Annotated in this window: 16 protein-coding genes and 1 tRNA gene; all 17 read right to left on the bottom strand. The window is 38.0% G+C overall.

Annotated features, from left to right (window positions below; all coding sequences use genetic code 11):
- Positions 1-3 precede the first annotated feature (3 nt).
- On the bottom strand, positions 4-3,219 hold the full coding sequence (locus ONT18_RS17120; protein ID WP_264907261.1) for a hypothetical protein: 3,216 nt from the start codon (positions 3,217-3,219) through the stop codon (positions 4-6).
- 16 nt (positions 3,220-3,235) lie between these two features.
- Positions 3,236-3,335: transfer RNA gene (locus ONT18_RS17115), tRNA-OTHER, on the bottom strand.
- The gene (locus ONT18_RS17110) at positions 3,321-4,079 is read right to left on the bottom strand and encodes a hypothetical protein (protein ID WP_264907259.1); all 759 of its coding nucleotides are present in this window, start codon (positions 4,077-4,079) and stop codon (positions 3,321-3,323) included. Before ONT18_RS17110 ends, ONT18_RS17115 begins: the two co-directional genes overlap by 15 nt.
- A gap of 98 nt (positions 4,080-4,177) precedes the next feature.
- Positions 4,178-4,330, bottom strand: a complete 153-nt coding sequence (locus tag ONT18_RS17105) for a hypothetical protein (RefSeq protein ID WP_203069186.1) — start codon at positions 4,328-4,330, stop codon at positions 4,178-4,180.
- 899 nt (positions 4,331-5,229) lie between these two features.
- Positions 5,230-5,751 carry a hypothetical protein gene (locus ONT18_RS17100; protein WP_151202076.1) on the bottom strand — a complete coding sequence of 174 codons (522 nt, stop codon included), beginning with the start codon at positions 5,749-5,751 and terminating at the stop codon, positions 5,230-5,232.
- A gap of 85 nt (positions 5,752-5,836) precedes the next feature.
- Positions 5,837-6,445 (bottom strand): hypothetical protein, encoded by a 609-nt coding sequence (locus ONT18_RS17095; protein WP_200758680.1) that lies wholly within the window; start codon positions 6,443-6,445, stop codon positions 5,837-5,839.
- A 3-nt stretch (positions 6,446-6,448) separates the two neighbouring features.
- Entirely contained in the window at positions 6,449-8,551 is a 2,103-nt protein-coding gene (locus tag ONT18_RS17090; RefSeq protein ID WP_203069185.1) for an ATP-binding protein, read from the bottom strand.
- Positions 8,541-9,635 (bottom strand): DNA cytosine methyltransferase, encoded by a 1,095-nt coding sequence (locus ONT18_RS17085; protein WP_200758677.1) that lies wholly within the window; start codon positions 9,633-9,635, stop codon positions 8,541-8,543. The genes ONT18_RS17090 and ONT18_RS17085 overlap by 11 nt, the downstream gene beginning before the upstream one ends.
- A 403-nt stretch (positions 9,636-10,038) precedes the next feature.
- The gene (locus ONT18_RS17080) at positions 10,039-10,566 is read right to left on the bottom strand and encodes a hypothetical protein (RefSeq protein WP_200758675.1); all 528 of its coding nucleotides are present in this window, start codon (positions 10,564-10,566) and stop codon (positions 10,039-10,041) included.
- Between the two features lie 639 nt (positions 10,567-11,205).
- The gene (locus tag ONT18_RS17075) at positions 11,206-11,676 is read right to left on the bottom strand and encodes a hypothetical protein (protein ID WP_153128395.1); all 471 of its coding nucleotides are present in this window, start codon (positions 11,674-11,676) and stop codon (positions 11,206-11,208) included.
- Positions 11,667-12,260, bottom strand: a complete 594-nt coding sequence (locus ONT18_RS17070; protein WP_153092573.1) for a Panacea domain-containing protein — start codon at positions 12,258-12,260, stop codon at positions 11,667-11,669. The genes ONT18_RS17075 and ONT18_RS17070 overlap by 10 nt, the downstream gene beginning before the upstream one ends.
- A 331-nt stretch (positions 12,261-12,591) precedes the next feature.
- Complete coding sequence (locus ONT18_RS17065; RefSeq protein ID WP_153119324.1) at positions 12,592-12,999, bottom strand: hypothetical protein; 408 nt, start codon at positions 12,997-12,999, stop codon at positions 12,592-12,594.
- 845 nt (positions 13,000-13,844) lie between these two features.
- A complete protein-coding gene (locus tag ONT18_RS17060) occupies positions 13,845-14,375 on the bottom strand; it encodes a hypothetical protein (RefSeq protein WP_264907252.1) in 531 nt (176 codons plus the stop codon).
- Positions 14,341-14,676, bottom strand: a complete 336-nt coding sequence (locus ONT18_RS17055; RefSeq protein ID WP_264907250.1) for a hypothetical protein — start codon at positions 14,674-14,676, stop codon at positions 14,341-14,343. Before ONT18_RS17055 ends, ONT18_RS17060 begins: the two co-directional genes overlap by 35 nt.
- 100 nt (positions 14,677-14,776) lie before the next feature.
- Complete coding sequence (locus tag ONT18_RS17050) at positions 14,777-17,092, bottom strand: AAA family ATPase (protein WP_264907248.1); 2,316 nt, start codon at positions 17,090-17,092, stop codon at positions 14,777-14,779.
- A 529-nt stretch (positions 17,093-17,621) separates the two neighbouring features.
- Positions 17,622-18,059, bottom strand: a complete 438-nt coding sequence (locus ONT18_RS17045; RefSeq protein ID WP_118201864.1) for a hypothetical protein — start codon at positions 18,057-18,059, stop codon at positions 17,622-17,624.
- Positions 18,059-18,712 carry a S1 family peptidase gene (locus ONT18_RS17040; protein WP_259318973.1) on the bottom strand — a complete coding sequence of 218 codons (654 nt, stop codon included), beginning with the start codon at positions 18,710-18,712 and terminating at the stop codon, positions 18,059-18,061. The genes ONT18_RS17045 and ONT18_RS17040 overlap by 1 nt, the downstream gene beginning before the upstream one ends.
- Positions 18,713-18,780: the final 68 nt, after the last annotated feature.

Raw genomic sequence — 18,780 nt, 5'->3', positions numbered from 1 at the left:
TAACTAATTACCCTCCCCTGTCTTATTATGAACTTCACGCAAGTTTTTCAATAATTCAATGACAGGGGCTGTCGTTTTCTCCGATTCTGGAATGATGGGGTCATCATCCCACTCCAATGCGTTCCTCGTAGGTTCTTGGGCCGATACTTTCCATGCATCGGTAATGATAACCTTTTTAAGCTCAATGGCCTCGCTAAAACCGGTGTTCATATTTACATGCATCTGGTCGTCAATTTCAACTGCTACAAGCTGGCACTTACCGAACCGAGAATATATCCGCTCAAAATTGTCCAGATTCGATGTGTCGTTTGGAGTCATCGTACGCTTCCGACACATCACAGCGACATATCGACCTTCTGTAATCTTATCAAAAGGTATCTCTGGAGTAACACAAGCTCTATACCATGAGGGATGCGACTTGTCAATGCCTCTTATCAGATGCAGTTCTATACTTGGTTCACCCTTTGCTATTTTTTCTTTCCATTCATGGATGATTTTTCTGCCAGCCTCCAAGTTCTTGAATGCCAGGCCCACTATAGGTGGAGCAGCGAACCATCGGTCGTACATGAAGCACACACCCGTCCATCCTGCTTCTTCCAACCATTCCATAGTGCTCGAGATGCAAAAAGTCTGTACACCACACTGTTCTGTATGTGAGTTCTGATCTGTATAGGCTTCACCCATTGCATCAGACTTACAAACATAGGATCTGTCATTTGCATTTTGCCATTGACGAACAGAATACTTGAACTTATCGCCAAGCACATTATACACTGAGTTGTTCAGTTCCATCATAGCAGTCACCCTGTCCATCAACTTTTCTTTTTCGTGTCGCTGAGCCACCAACTCTCCAACATCTGTGTTTGATACTGCATTAATGGACATGAAACATGCCATAAAGAAGGCAAAGCAACGCCAATATGTTTCTCCATCAAGAGAGTCGTGGTTCACTTTGAACACATATTTTGTTCCGTTTTCTCCTCTTTCCAGTTCTGATTGTCCATCAGTTAAGACAATTTCCACCTGAATCTCCTGGCTCATCACCACAAGTTCCAGTGTGTCAAAAGTGGCAAGCAGTGTTTCCACAGTTGCTAAAAATGTCTCAGCAACCATTTGGTTCCTAACTGAATTCTCATAACTTACAGTGAAACGACAGCCCTTTGCCAGGGTGCTAATAGAAGTCTGCCCTTCTTCCGCTATATTTAGAGAGTTTAGGAACTGCTTGTGTATAGGTTGCTGCCTAAGCAAACTATTCCAATCATCATTGACAAGATGAATATACTGCTCATCCACAGAGTCTTCGTACCCTAAAGCATACTTCAGATAGTTTTCTGAAATGGGCATATCGCAACGTGCAAAAATATCAGGCAAGATGCAAATAGTTTCTCTCGTAAGGTCTGCTGCCGCAAAATGACAAGCCCAACCTCCATCGAACAGCACATCTCTTTCAACAAATTCTTTACTCTCTATTTCTTGACCATTATGGGCAATGACAAATAGCAGTTCACGCCAGTTGAGATACATCACCAGACGACCTGTCATCAGCTCTATTTCGCACAATTTCCACAGCACAGTAAGCAGCAGGTGGCTGATAGATCCCTTAGTAAAAAACTCCTTGACGAGTATCGACGCTGCCTTAACTAGATATGCCTTTCCACTATATGGAAGTTCAAGATTATAAAGAGCTATGCCCATATAGCCGTATGTTTTAACCAGTTCGGACTCATAGCCTTCTTTCTGAAATGCCTGTACACAGTGCCCTAAATGTTTCACCACAGGCTTGTATTGTTGTTTGTCTATCAAGGTCTGTGCACGATTGAAATGTATTAAGGCACCCTCAACCTCTGATTTGCGCTGAGACGAAATCTCAGAAATCTTGTCGATAAGCTTCTCATATTCATCGTTGTCATCTATAACTCGTCCCATTATCTCTACGATAGTTATCTGAGCATTAAAACTAATGTCTGGATAGTTGGCACATGCCTCAATCAACTCTGACAGTTTCTTTAACTCTGACGTTGGGTCTTGCGTATAGTGTAACAATTGGAGTAACCTATGTTCTGTGAAGAAAAGTTCAAGAAACAGACGGCTCGCCTGCGAAAGATCTTCTCGCTCCTTTATCGTCTTTAAATCCTTAACTTCCTCACAAAACTTTTCGGAATCGAATAAGCCAACGCCCGCCGCATTTTCCAAATTCGTGAGGATATTGGTCATCAGTTCTATAGTATGCACAGTTGTGTGCGTCTTTGTGAATTCCTTTAACTTCAGATAATCTGCATACATGGCATTCACATCGTGGAACCAGAAAAACGATGTCCAAGCATGATTATAGGTTATATTGAACCGCTGCACAGGTGAACCATGTGCCTCTGCTTCTCGCTGCGCACGGTTGAAGCGTCCTTCGGTCTCCATTCGTGGACGTTCCAACCCTCTGCTTAATATGCAGGTCTGGAGCAAATCGTCAATATAGTCAGTATCAAGGCTTTCTACTTGTCGTGACAACAAATCGTTCTCCAACTGCTCCAGTTCTTCTTTCCTGCGCTTATCGTGGGAGCCTTCCTTGATGGTCTTTCTCCTATATTCTTCGGAAAAATTCAGCTTATCGGTTGCAACATCATAACAGTCTTGTTCAAATACGGCAAACGAACACCACTTGCCGTCAAAGATACTAACTGCCACACCATACTGCTTTGACAGTTCATCCTCTACCTCTTGACGTGTACTTGATTTGATTTTCTGGTTAGAGAAGAATATCACCTTCGTATAGCCACGGCCAGTCTCTACTGCTTTCTGGACATCACCCTCTATCTTACTTTTCCAGTTTTTCTGAACACTAATAGCTATCGCCCATTTTTGGTCACCAGTACTTCCTTCAGACACCCACCACCTGTCAGATATTGCTTTGTCAACAGGATATGTCTCGCCATCCACCTTACCATCACCACCACCATCAGGGCCGGTCTGTGGCTTAATGTTGGGTGTCACCAGACGTGCGGCCAGCACCAAGACAAAGTTCTCAAACTCCGACTGTTTCTTGTCCTGCGAGAGCTGTTGCAATTTCAGGTCGAAGAGTTCAGGAGTTAGTTTAGTCTCATACACAACTTCCGTATCTGAGAAGAGATTACTCCTAAGACGACGATAATAAGAGAAAATGTCCTGCTGCTCCGTTAACAGGTCATCTTCACGCTCCTGCGTATTATTTTCTATAGGTTCTTCCATTTTATTAAACTATAAGTGACTCATAGAAGATTCGAACTTCTGCCTTCCCCTTCAGCATAGCCACGATTATGTGCCTATCCTGAAGGGGGATGAACTACCATCTATTCTAATGAGTCGATTATATTGTTTATCGTCAATTCATCGAGTGTGTATCCGTAAAGTGTTCTTATGCAGTTTAACACGTAAGTTTGGAGTCTTTTAGTCCTACCTCCGTGAACGAATCTTTCATATTTTGGAATCAGTTGCTCCCTGTTGTTAAGCACTAACTGCTCCCAATTAATATTGGGTAATAGGCTAATGGTCAGAAGATCTGCAATATTTTTAATATTTGCTGTACACAGTATGAAATCATCAAACGACAACTTTGATTTTTCCTTTGGTTCGCTAAGAGTCGTATAAAAAGCAGCAATAGCTTTCTTGTCGAGAGTTTTATATTCCTTCTCGTAGTTTTGATTCAAGCTATGCGCCACGTCATTACGCAACAACCTGTAATAGTCATATAGTTCTTTCTTGAACTTCTCAATCGAAGGACTTATCCCAATTTGCAAAAGTGCGTCCACAAGTTTATCAAACTTTGAACCATCTATTTTGCTTAACGAGAAAGCTGGATCTATTAAGAACTTTACATCATCAACGAAATCAGTAATGAAATCATCGAAACTTGCATTCGGGAACACAAGATAGCCCTGAATTTGTTTCTCCCTAAAATTTGCAAGACTTATGTTATTTAACCTCACACCTGTAACTATAGAAGTGCGACTGAGAAAGGAGTCAAAGGATTCTTTCTTAGCATCAAAAGTTCCAAGATAATATCTACTGGCAACCTCTTGGTATTCGACCAGAGCGTCATACTGCCCCAATGTCAGCCACAAATTGCGGTTCGATGGTATATCAAACGTTGAATTCCTGTATGTTGAGCGATTCCTTACCATAGGCTACAAAGAATTTCCTGCTTAACTCAGTTCCATAATTCTTCCAGTCCATCTTTCCAACCAGGGAAAGGTGGGTAGTGCATCAACTCGTTGTATATGTCTATCATCGTATTGACAAACTCCCTGTTGATGTAAAGAACCTCCTTGGTAATGGACAACGGAGGAACTACACCACTCATATAAGTGAGGCGATACACAGAGTAGCCATACTTTTCCCGATTCCGGTCAATCTCTCCAATTGGCGAAGTGATGCTCTCATACCCTTCAATTCAATCAAAACCGACCGTTTTGTTTCTTCAGGCAATTGCTGAAAGGCACGGCTATTCGTTACGCCAGTCTTTTCTTTAATCAATAACATTACCTGATTATCCAAAGGACGACCTTTCGATGTATCTTATATATCAAGGCATGCAACATCATCAGACAAAGAAGTATTCACAAGGTCATTCAGTTTATCCTTAATTCCGCAACACTATTATAAATTAAACTTTTTAAGTTCCTGAGCAACAAAAAGTTGCCCGAGATTTTGTCCTGTCGAAGAATTCACTTATCTTAGTGTTGCAAAATAAGCAAGAGAATTCAACGGTCGAGTAAGTGGAGAGAATTTCACCCTCCCTTCTCTCGGAACCGTGCTTGACAGTCTCCCATCACACGGCTCTTCGTACTTAACTCTTTTGTTTATTAGTTTATATTCTTTATTAACCTAGACGTGGATAGGGTACAAATCCCTTCACCCAGTGTGAAAACTAATTTTTTGCTAACGATGCTTCATCAATGGTTCACTTGCGTTCATCTCCTTGACACATACCTTGCCAACCTTACGAAAGGCTTTCAATTGTCGTTCACTACCCATCTGTTTCCATCAGAGCAGCACAAAGTGGTTTGCAATCAGCACCTGCATGCCGAATACAGTGGGTCTGCCACCATCTCTTTAGAAGTTACGACAGAAATCTATCAAATATAGCCAATATCAGACTTCATTCTGTCTCAGGACACACTTTCACCTGCAAAGGTGCAAAATATTTATAAGACTACCAACTTTTTTATGAACAAAATCTTATCCCGAACTGGAGTATTTTTACGCTAAATCAGAAAACAATAAATCATCTTCTCCTTCAAAAACAAGAGACTCCAAATTGTTTATCATTAGCATCTTTTGAAAGTTATCCTCAAAAGAATTAGATGGCATATCTTTAATCGTATTTTTATATGTGGATATCATACATTCCTTTGCATCCTTCTTAGATTTTCCAGAAAGAAAATCTTTCAAGCCCTGAAGAGCACATTTCAAGAATAACTCTTCGTCAGTTCCTATCATCCATGAGTCTGAGTAACCTACGAAGAATTTAATTCCAATTCTTATTAACTCATCTTTTAAATCTAGACCTGAATAACAAGCTAAAGCGTAAAGTCCTTTGTTGGCAAAATTATAGTTTGTTGTATGGATAGAGATGACTTCTTCGTTATTTTCGTTGATAATCTCACCATTTATGCCATGAGAGACAATAACACAAAGAGAGTTACTCTCCATCTTTCCACAAACTTTATCTGCATTTAAGTTAGGTGGACATACGCTCTCAAATGTTATCTTGTTATCCAAACAAGCTTGTTTCGCTTCATCTGAGCAAGACTCGAAAAAATGATGTAATTCCGTATTACAATCATTGTTGTATGCAATCAAAACACTACTCATTAGCCTCCGAGTTTTCAGTAAATTGATAGATATAGAACTGATTCACCATCTTTTCAAATGATTTCCCAATCGTGGATTGTTTGCGAAGTTCTTCCAATATTTTTTGCCATGTAATCGTTTGGTCAAAAGTCCTAAAAGCAATCTTGTCAGAACATTCGGGATGATTAATGAGCCATTGCTCTAAGATACAATCAAATCTAGTAACCCAATTTTTCTGTATCTTGTCAATCAGCCCAAACGTCACGTCAATGTCTTGGCTGCGATCTAAAAAAAAGAAATTCTCTTCGTTCATCATATCAATAACCGACTGAGCTGGAAATGAGGTTACAGGATTAGCTGACATCATTATCACATATAGTAAAGATGTTTTTTTTCGTATTTCTTTCAGAATGTCTATCCCTTTGGTAGGTAAACCACTAAAGTTCCAGTCAAGAAATACAATCATCCTACTATTTATGTTTTCTAGAACAAAATCTAAGCCCTCTTGCGGATTCTTAAAGACATGACTATAATCAGCATTTTTATAATGCTTTCTGATATTCTGAACGATAGGTTCATTTACGTCTAGATTATCATCAATAAATACTACTTTGAAATCCATACTTTAATGTTTAAAGGGTATAACAATTTTTACCGTAGTCCCAATCTCACCAAATTCACTGTCCTCAATAGACACAGTTCCCTTCAAAGATTCTACTCTGGTCTTAACAATGTATAAGCCAACACCAGCCCCGCCTTTATCTTGAGTGGTAGTATAGTATAGGGCAAATACTTGCTCTCTGCGTTCTACAGGGATTCCAACCCCAGTATCCGAAACCTTAATGACAAGATTATTGGAGAGTGCTTCATAGGACACCTTTAGGATCTTGGTTTTGGCATTTGCCATTGCCTTAATCGAATTGTCAATCAGATTTTGAAGGATGTCTCTAAAGAACTGCTTATTAATTGTCAACTTGAGTTGAACAGGGAAAGAACTATCAACCTTGATGTTTTCTTGATCAAATATATGGCTGTAGTCATTCAAAATTTCTTCGAAAATCTCCTTTAAAACAATTTCTTCAGGATTCAGATTGGACTGCGAGTAACTCAGCATAAAGTCAATCACCCGGTTCAGCACCTTGTATTTTTGGAACATTTCTTTTGCGTATAATTTGAAAAGTTCTTCTTCTTCTGGATCAGGGTAATAACGATAGAAAAATTCAATTCTATCCTTCATCTGATTTAAAGTGGTACGAACGGCATGTGCAATCTGTATGGCATAGTCTTGCAGTGACATGATGCTCATATAGATATTCTCTTTACGCGTAAAGTCCTCTTCTACCTTCTTCTGTTCCTTGATTGCATTTTTTACTGACTGCCCAGTCTTTTTTGCTTGTTTGATAAGAATATCAACCGTGGGCTTTAAACTGGAGTTCTGCTGTGCAAAGTCGGAAATCGTAGTGATGAATTGGTTTATATTTTCAGATGCAGAATTTAGCTCAGTAGAAACTTCTTCTTTCTGTTTCTTACGCATGGTCTCTTTATAGGCTTGTAATGCATTTAGCTGAAGTACGATAAAGTCCTTGAATTTACGATAAGCCTCATTATCAACAAAATCTTGTCTGTTGGTAGCATCAATAATATTTGGGTTTCCATCACGAGTCAATTCGATGGAGCCAAGAAATTCACGCGTACTTATTCTGTTGAAAATATCTTGCCACACACGCTTGTCAATTCCTAAGATATCTCTTTTTTTATCTTGATCCTTGTTTGCCTCGGCAAATGGTGTGGTGATGATGCCATCTCTATAGACTTTGAAACCATCTATCGAATCGTTGGGGTATGCTTTGCGATATTTGGCACGAGCAGGTCCATCAAAGAAATATACTCTCATTTTGATTCCACCAAAGTCTTTATCTATGGGTATATTTCGAGATTTAAAAGAACTACTTTTTTTATCAAAAAATATACTTTCCTGAGTGTTGTTCTTTTCGTTAAAATCGATTGTAAATGAAGCTGTCGCTATATCTGTCTCCTCAATTGTATGAATTGCATTTTGATTGATTCCGAATTCATCGGCTACCACACGAACTTGAAATTCATCATTTTTATTAACAAAAGGAGATCTGATCTTCGATATCTGACGAATGAGTTGTTCTATTTCGCTTTTGGTCCAATACTCTCTGATAGCCGAGATAACCAACTTTGTACCCGATTCTGAGAGTTTGTCTGCGGGAGAATATTGGTAATCGTTTTCAATATCAGTAAACAGCAGTATGTCATTGGTATCATTATGTTCGTAGAAAGACCAATCAATTACAACATTCAGCCATTCCTTTTCACCCGCTGTTTTGGTAATAATGCGAGTCTTGTCACCTAGCTTATCAACAGCAAACCGTCCAATTCCTTTTTCGCCTACGCATCTTCGGTGAAAAGGTTCTGGAGAATAGGGATTTTTACGTTTAGATGACGTTCCAATAACCATCCATTTGTCCCTGATATCTTCAAAAGACATGCCACAGCCATCGTCGATAATTTCTATGACAGCATTTTGTTTGTCAGCCCCCACATTTGTGAATCGAACAGTAACCTGACATGCATTGGCATCATAGCAATTTTTCACCAATTCGAATAGAGCCGTGACTCTATCTGTAATGAGCTCACGACCTATCAAGCGAAAAGTCGAAACATCAAATCGCCATTTTAAGGTTTGATTTTTATCTTTCATTTGGCGTATTTCTAATATGTTGAATAATACTTTCTGCAATTACTTCCCCAAGTCTGGGAGGTACAGCATTCCCGATGTATCTAGAGGCTACACCAATAGATATTGAATCCTCGTTGTCAAAGAAGGCATAAGAACGAGGGAAGGTTTGCAACAGTGCCGCTTCTCTAACAGAAATAGCCCTATCTTGGTCGGGATGACCGAATCTTCCATTTCCCAAACCCGTACATTGCGTGGTCATGGTAGGACTAGGCTTGTCCCATCGCATTCTTCCATATACACTACCAAAACTTTTTCCACCCTTTCTTTTATGACATTCCAAAACCAGCTCTGATGGCCAGTCTTTCCAACTACCTCCTGCTGGAGTCGCCTTGATGCGCTGCAAATTCTTTTCTGATAGGAAACAACATCTGTGTAGGGAGTCAGTGGAGCTAGCCTCGCCAGCTTTTAAAGGAGGCAAGTTTCCAATAGTATCTCGTACTGTTTTATAATTATCGGGGGTACAAGTTTCCTTAATCAAATCTATAGGACCTAGCCGAGATGCCAATAAAACCAACCTCTTTCGCGTCTGAGGAATACCATAATCTGGGCAATATACTACATGATACGAAACGTTATATTTTGCTTCTTTTAGCGTATGTACAAAATCGCCAAAAACATCTTTCTCATTAAAAGTAAGAAGGGATGGTACATTTTCCATTGTTATAATATCTGGCTGAACTTCCTTCACCAATCTACCGAATTCGTATAGTAAATCATACTTATTCGGATCTTTCTCTTTGTTTTTGAATGCATAAGAAGAAAACGGCTGACATGGTGCACAACCAGCCAACACCTTGATGGATTTCTTTGAATAGTATTTGTTTATATCTATTCCATGAACCTCCTTGATATCCTTATAATTGAATTTGGCTTCGTTGTTAGTTTCATATGCATATTTACAAGTTGCATCTAAATCAAATCCAGCAAGAATGGAAAAGCCCTTAGATTTCATTCCAAAACTCAACCCACCAATACCACAAAACAAATCAACCACCTCTATTTTTGGCAGTTTTCCTCTTCGTTTATGTGATTTAATTTCTTTCATTGTTCGTAATTAAATTAATGACTCCACTTTAAAAAGTGTGTTAAATTTGAATTAAATATATGCCTTGGAAAGTTTTTACGCTATCCTTGGCGTTAACTAACTTTGGCGGCAAGTTGGCAAACGACCAGTTTATACAGCGTCAAAAATGCCTCTTATTGCCTAAATATAGTCCCAAAGTTGGGCGATTCGGTCTTTGAACTATTTTGTTGCCATCTGGAGTAAATCACCGTTAGAACGTAACTACTGATTTTCAGTAGTTAGCACATCCAATAATTTTTCAAAAAAAGCATATTATTAATTGGTATTGCCAAAGCTGCCATTTAGGCAGCCTTGACATTCTCCGTATATCACCATTACATCGTACCCACTATATTATAGCGTCAGAAGCATTCCTCAATGCAAGCTAAAGTAACTTTTGCTCTTCTATTACCAACTTACTCAATACCGGCATGAGCTTTTCTATCTTGCGGCACTTCACCTTATTATAATAGAAGTCTATATCATCGAGGAGGTCATAAGCCTGGTCTTCTGGCATATCACCACCATAACCGCCAGCGACTATCGTTATGGCGGCAAGCTTACGAGCATCTAAGTGGATACGGAAATCGTACATGCTTCGAAGGATTACAGGAAGGGTATTGTATATGACGTTACAATAGTGAAGCAGGTCTTTGAAATCTTCTGATTCAGTTAAGTATGCTTCGAGCATCTCTTCCTGATATTGGCGGAGAAGCAATAAGTACTTTTCCTTGCCTACCTTACCTTTGATATTTTGGGTCATAACCCAGAACAGGGCATGGGATAGAACGATTTTATCTTCTGAAGGGTGATAATAGAAGAGGTCGTCTTCTGGGCTATTCGACTTAGCCCATTGTTCTTCTAACTTACCAATCATTTCCTTTCGAAAGGAATTTCTTTCTTCTTTGTTCATTGTATTATATTGTTTTTTCGACTCCCCTGTCCCCCTCTTGCGAAGAGGGGGTCCTTACCCTATACCCAAGCCCTAAATCCCTACCATAGGGATTAGGGATGTAACCGCCCTACAGTGCTATCTGTTCGAAAACCTACCCGTCCTTCCTTACCGTTAAGGAAGGCTCCACCTCTCACCCCGACCCTCTCTCCTCAGGAGCGAGGGAGGAAACCGCCCTACTCGGTGCTCGGAACCGCTACGCTCTAAGGTTGGCGGACCATCAAAGGTCTTCGTCATATTGTGCGGGATGGGACCGCCAGGGGACATCTTGATGATGGGGACCGCCTTACTATAGCTTGCTGATTGGGAACGCATGGGGACGGCTTGCTGGTTGGAATCACCATATTTGTTCCTCATTGCAGTATCGCTCTGCACTGGTCGTCGCTCGAATGAGGAGTTTATTCTTTTTAAGTCCCACAGATTGCACAGATAAACACAGATTTCTTAGACCTGTGCGGTCTGGGGGGATTAAGGGCACGCGGATCTCGCTGATGACGCAGATCTTTTGAGTTGTGCGGAATACGATGGTGTTTAATTTTATTTTGTTCCTCATTGCAGTATCGCTCTGCACTTGTCGCCATTCGAATGGGGAAGAATACTTTATAAAATTCCAAATCTCTTCTTTTCTTTATTAGTAAGAGTTTCGGTTGTTTTAAGAACCTCAAAGATTCCTTGGAGATCTTGGGAGGTCAAAGTTCCAAAATACTCTCCTTCCATCAATTTCTTTAATGGGATAGAAAAGAGCATGCCACAATCAACAAAACTATCATACTTCAAGAATTCAGGATAATCTGTTTGATGAAGAAGATATTGGGCTGAAAGAAAAGAATCGGAATAAGCTGCCTTAGGACTCATTTTTGTATTAACCAATACTGAACCATAACATACTTTTTTCACTTTATCTACTCCGATAATTACTAATTTCTTTGGTTTCTGCTTTCTTCCATCCTTGAAAACCAAGCCTTCTTCTATAGAAATAACTGTTCGTACCAATGAACCTATTTCTAATTTATCTTCGGTAACCTTACGAAGATTATCAAGATAGGATTTCTGCAACTCCCTTAAATCCATGATAATGCTTTTTGAACTGATTGGCGGTCACGAATTACGCATAGCATGTCTTTGCTTGCTCCTGCCGCAGCTGCCATATCATACATGGTTATCTTGGAGTCCTCACCTGTCTTGTCAGCCTGACGTTTTGCACGTTTCCAAGCTCTGTCTTCATGGGACTTATCAGATAGGTCAAAGGATTCTACATCCTTGCACTTTTCAATCCATTTATCCAACATCTTCACATCAGCTACAGATAGTTCATCCATATCGCATTCCGCATTCTTGGAAGCTAGAACAAGTTGATGACCATCCTGAGAGATGGCTATATTCAATGAATCTGCAAAATCCTTTAATTCTGGCGTAGAAAGGTCTGCCTTGCCTTCAATACCACGCAACACCTTATAGGTTAAAGCAGGTACTGGACCATGCTTTCTTGCAACAAAGGTATCGTAAATGATTGGCAATCCATATTCCTTTAACTGATCTTGCTGCGCAAAATACATAACCTTAAAGAGATGAATATAATCAACTCCTTCTGGGAATGCTTTCAGAATGTAAAGCACTACTGCCTTTATTTTCAAAATCTGATCTATTGTCTTCATTATTGTATCTCCTTTTTGCCTGCAAATATAAGGGTTTTCTTTGAAACTACCAAATTTTTGGAGGAGTTTTTAATTTTCTACAATTTCCAACAAATTTCTACTTATCGTAAGCGTTGCACCACTGATGTACTTGATTTCGCTGCCGATGACGGCTTTCTTGCCATTATAGCTCTGCACGTATGCTTCCACACCTTTCATGCTACCCGACACCACTCGCACTTTGATACCTATTCTTCAAAGGAATAGGGGCAGCAGTGACAGGCTCTTCATCATTCTCTACAAAATATCGATAGTTGGCAATAACCTGATCGGGAATTTGGTATATTTTCCTTTAACCTGGCATCGTCAGCATCTTATACACATCCGAACGGAAGCGGATCTTATCAAGTTGTGACGGAGAGACGTTACAAAAGATGAAAGTGGAAAGAAATAGCTTTTCTTTCACTCTTCGCTTATTGGAACGCTTGTCTATATAACCTACTTTTACCTTAGGAATCCAGTAATCAAACCAAACATGATTGTGATTAAGATTGATTCGTATAGAATCAGCTATTCTCGTTTCACAATTCACTCTCACTACAGCCATATACCATCCTGCATCATCAGGTTTTTTAAGCCCTTCATTAGGCTTTTTGGGAGCCATTTCCTTAGCGTTTTCTTCACTTTTTGCCATGGCTTCGCCGTCGTCCCCTGCAATAGTGGACGTAACCTGTGAGTGTATATTTGTCTCTTTCATCATGCGAATCAAGTTCGTTTTTTGATGACGTTCATCTGAATCTCGATATAAGAGACACAGAATCTCCTTGCAAAAATACGAAAATTGTTGGAAACTAGCAAATTATGCGTGTTAAAAAATTAATATCATTCTACGAAAATCAACATTATTTTACTATTCTTTTCGTACATAATTTCCTAAGTCGTTGATTGAACGAAAGTTTTCGGTTTTTCTGTATCTCTCATGTAAAGATTCAGGAAAAATGGTTCATTTTGGTTCATTTTACAAAATCCCTCTTTTTATTCTTTTTTGTGGCTTATAGGGCTGCCAGTATTTTGGCGTTGGCATCATCTACTTCTGAGCTTTTGATAGAATTGAGATAGATTTGCGTGGTGGTTTCTCCATCTTTCGTTTGGTTGCAACCTTTGTGATGATGGCAGATACACCTGATACAATTGCCTCTAAACGAACAAAGGGAAACAACCAGTCTTTGGTCGTTCCCCTTTGTTCGTTGTATTCATTCTGATTACATCACATGATTGTCAAAATGGCTTTGCATGCAAATCATCCCGTCCTTCCTTGTTGATAAAGCGAGCTGCACTCGGCAATTTGAAAGCGAGCTTTCATTGCACTCACTGGCATCGCTTTTTCCCATTAAAAAAGGTATTTTTTCGAATCCCTCCGTCTCCCTTTCCAAAGGGAGCTCCACCTCTAACCAAGCCTTCCTCCTCAGAAGGAAGGATGTAACCGCCCTACTCGGTGCTCGGAACCGCTACGCTATAAGGTTGTCGGACCATCAAAGGTCTTCGCCATGTTGTGCGGGATGGGACCGCCTGGAGAGTAATGAAGTCCTAACATTTGCTACAAAATTACGATTGATTGACATTCATTGCCTTATCTGTAACAATAGTAGCCTCATTGCTGATATCTGTTGGGGGGATATCACTGACACGATTACTACTAGCAGCGTTATTCGCATAACCCTCTAAGATTTGCGAGAAAAGCTTAACTGTTTCATGATAATGCTCCATTAAGTTTTTATAGTTCTCAGACATTATTCCATTAGTAGTTCTTATTTCTTCAACAGCTTTGGCCATATTATAATATTGTCTACCAGTCTCAATAGAGGTATAACCAGCAAAAGCTATGGAAGAAACAGAAAGAACTATAGATAATAGTGTTGAAAAATTAACCAACAAATTCACAAGATTATTTCCATCCTTAATATAGTTGGTTAAGATCCATGTTGTAAGCAAAATCACAGTAAGCACTAGAATTCCAATCATCCATTTTGTATTTGTACTACAAGAACAATTTGAGGAATGTTTCTGAAAAGGAACATCATTGTAAGAATTGCGTATAGTATTATTCTGACTTTGATTGTTGTTTGTTATTTTCATCACAATAAATTCTATAATAATTTAACATATCTTTTAATACAGAAATCATTCTTTGGAAAAGCATATCAGCACCTTCCTTATTATAGACGAAAGATTCTGTTGAAAACCATATTTGACTATTGATACAAAATGCTTTCCCTACTTTATAAGAACGAGAGATTTCGTAAAGCAGCCTTATTGTTTCCGAATTTGATTCATCTATTTGACCTGCATTCGGCAATACTATTCTTACATAATAGGGATCATCAGAAATAATATAGCTAAATATATAATGAAGTCCATCTATCGTAAATTCTATCATTGTACGATTTTCATCAACGAAAGAAGACTGAATTTTATTTTTATCTAAAAAATTTTGGAACGTTCGTAACATAATATATTATATATTTTAAAACAGAATTTTATGCCTGATCTTCATTGACTATCCATTGTTCAACAATAGAATATTTATCACCCAGATAAGATTTTAGATGAAAGCCATCGACATAATAAAATAGCATAAGTAAATATTTAGCAGTCTTGCGTATTTCATCTTCATCAAACATTGGTGAAAAGTCATTCAATTCATATACTCTTTCTTCCATGTGACTTTCAGTATTCAAAACTAAACGACTCATAAAATTCTGATAGAAAACTTTCTTAGAAGATGGTACATTCCTCAAAAACTCTTTATCATGCAACAAAGTTTCAAATTTTCCATTACAAATAAAAGAAGAATATGCCTCTTCTATTCTTCGCATTTTATTTCCTGCAGTTAATGTATTAGAAGTTGCAGTATACGCAACCTCAAAGACATCCAACATCAGTTTTTTATATTCATTTCGCTCATTACGAAAGCAATTTAAGTCATTAATATGCCTATCCTTCAGTTCATAGACTCGAAACTGATTCCTATCAATGTCGCTATACACTTTCTGGAGATTAAATATAGTCATCAATTCATGAGACATGATTAATACTTTAGTTTTAGGATTCCCTTCATATAATGCATTAATCTGCCATCGCAAGAAACTCATTATACCAACTTTATTATCTTTATCAAAACTTGTTATTGGATCATCAAGCACAACCAATGCTTCCTCTGAATAGCGACTTTCTTTCTCATGATTCTCAAACATCTTTGCAAAGAAATAGCTTAAAGCTATAGCATTGCGTTCACCTGTGGAAACATCTTTAGGTTTTACATCTTTACCATTAACCTTCAAAACGTAAATTCCATCTGAATTCTCTAAGACCATCCTCTTCTTATCAAAAAATATGTAAGAAAGAGCATCATTAATAAAATCCAAAGCAATGGATACTTGCGTCTTTTGAGAACGAACTTGTGATATTTCATATCTAACCTTAAGCAAAGCACTACTTGAACTATTCAATTTTTCTGAATTAATTCGTTGTTCATTCAGACGTTCGCTATAGAGTTTAAAGTTCTCTACTAATTGCAATGAAGAAATCTGCTTATTCAATGCTATCAATTCGCGCTTCAATCTAGATTTCTGTTCTATCTCTTTATTATAATAGAGGATAGCGGAATTAATCTTCTCCAATAAAAGAGAATACTTATCTTGTTCATCCTTTATCTCATACCAACTAAAATAAGGCTGCATGCCATATACATTTTGTAATCTTTCGGTAAAGACATCACAGAGCTTAATATAATTCTGCCGCAGTTCGTTTCCACAGTTGATGAACATATCAGTAGTATCCTTGCCTATTATTTCTTTAACCAAATCACTAAGTTGAATAGGTTGCCAACCGGACAACGACTTTGTCATCGCTTGTAGTTGCTGTTTATATACCTCTGACTCTTTGTTAAAAAACTGCTGAATCTTAAGGAACAAGTCTTTTTTGTCATAAACTGACATAGGTCGAAGACAAAGTGGACATACGGTCATATCTTGATTATCAAAAACTGGATGTATTTGATTAAGATAATTTCCATGTTCAGATCGGACCAAATCTATTATTTTTTTATCTCGATTGCTAAGATGTGGTTCTTCCAAATGGAGTTCAAGTAATTTCTTATATTGATCAATATGATTTGAAATAACATTATTAGAAAGCAGTTCTATTTTAATACCGCCTTTCTTTACTTTTTGAAAGATTTCCATCTTCTCGTCATACTCACGACGCAATCTTGCATACGATATATGAGCTTTGGACAATTCCATTAATTCTTGAAAAATGTCAACTGTTACTGCCGATTTGATAGAATTGTCCTTAATTATTCTATCACGCTCAGCCCATCCACCATTCGCACTTAGTTTTTTCTTTATAACATTAAAATGCCATAATGGTGATTTATCATTTGAAGAATCATCAAATTGTCTTTCGCTTTCCGAAAATCCATTGTATGCTTCAAGAAGTACACTTTGTTCCTTCTCTAATTTATTTAGTTTCTCATCTAATCCAACCTGATGCCCCAACATCACTATCGAAATCAAACCATCTTGATTTATTTTAAAATTGTCAGAAACAAAATTCTCATCATAGACATATACATTTGAGTCTAATTCTTTATTTTTATCATCAGGAAAGCTTGCGGTATAATTGCAATCACTAGCAGTTTGAGATAGAGTCTTTAAACATTTAGCAATTGTAGATTTACCACTTCCGTTTCGGCCATACAGAAGATTCAATCGCTTGCACAATATTGGTAAGGATGTATCTTCAGCAAAGGCTCCACCTTTAACTATAATATTACTTATCAACTCTAACATATGGATAAAACGTTTAATATTAAATAATTATTCTACACAGGTCTATCGCCATATCACCAATACTGCATCCCCACTATATTACAAGTAGTTACACTTATCTTTTTTTGAAAAAAGTTATTTTGTATCGTTATTGTAGAAGATAAGCTGCACTCGGCAATTTGAAAGCCAGCTTTCATTGCGCTCATTTGCATTATCTTTAGAGTGAAGGATTGCTAAGCACACAATTTCACCTCATCTATTTTTTAACACCGTAACATGGAAACATAGACTTATAATCCTTATCCCCATCTTTCATGCGGGTAAGAGGTAGCTTTCAACAGGTCTAGCTCATGCTTTTTCTGCAACAATTCTTCATTTATCCGTTCTCTTTCCTCACGAAGTTTCTTTGTTTCAGACTTGATTTTTAAGGTTTCCTGCATTATTGCCTTATTCTCTTCCTTCAAAAAAGCCACAGCAGATTCCAAGGCAGCAGCCTTACGTTCCCATCATGGTTATGGCAGAAATCTTATGGTTACTAACGATAAGTTGGCTAAGCATTCTTAATCATAGAGCAATATGCGTTTACGGACACCTTACTTATCGTATGCAACATCAAAACGATTGCTGGAGTCAAGAATGAAGCACTCACCCCTATAATAGGAGCTAAGAATGCTGCTATTTGAGAAGAAGCACCAATATTAATCAAGCCACCCATATCCAAAAACTGCTTTCTATCTTCCTCATAAGAATCCCCACAAATCAATTTATTGAGTTCATCTTTAAGACATTTCCAATAGTTTTTTTTGGATTCGCTAGATGATAAACCACCAAATGTTGCAGTATTAATTGGACCGAAACTACTCAACCACAAATTAGCAACTTTTTCTTCATCTCCATCATTATTCGCCAATAAAGCCTTTATCGTATTCCGCTGATAAGGTTTCAGAACACTCAACCATGTTTCAAGGCTTTCATCTACTATTTCCATTATTCCTCAAGCATTTCGTTTATGTATTCTGCACTCAAGCAAAAAGAAGTTTGATTTAATTCATGAGGGTTAATACCAGCCAACATGATACCAGATGCAGGTGCATACCCTCCAACAAGGATTCCTATAATTTTCTGTAAACGAGGGCAAAAGACCATAGAACCAGATTGACCAGGACGAGTTTGTACATTTAATATTGCATATTTATATTTTATACCTTGAGAAGCTCTAAGAATCTTTGCTCCTACCATCGTTTTTTGTACTGTCAAAATATGCATCTGCCAATCATTTACACAATGTGGATAACCTATAATCTCAACATCATCCCCCACCTGGAGTTCATCAAGACTTCCTATTGGGCAAGAATCTATCCTTAAGTGAGCAGTTTTCAAAACTACTAAATCACACAAAGGATTAACACATTCAATGGATTGAACATCCAAGATACGACATTGATTTTTTGAAGTATCTTGATACTCATGTATGTTGTTGGAATCCACAGATGAAACTAATACTAAATTATCCGTATGATCACCTATGACATGTCTACAAGTTACAAAGTATCCATTCTTTGGTACAGCAAAACAGCTACCCAATAATTGAATATTATTGCCTGGTTGCTTTAAACCAACCATCACGACTAATTTTTCCATATTCTTAAAATTTATGTTTAAATTTTAAATTAATATTGAAAGCATAAAGACGCTCTATTTTTAAATCC

The organism is Segatella copri (genome assembly GCF_026015295.1).
Lineage (GTDB): Bacteria > Bacteroidota > Bacteroidia > Bacteroidales > Bacteroidaceae > Prevotella > Prevotella copri_C.
This window is presented reverse-complemented; position numbering and strand designations above follow the sequence as displayed.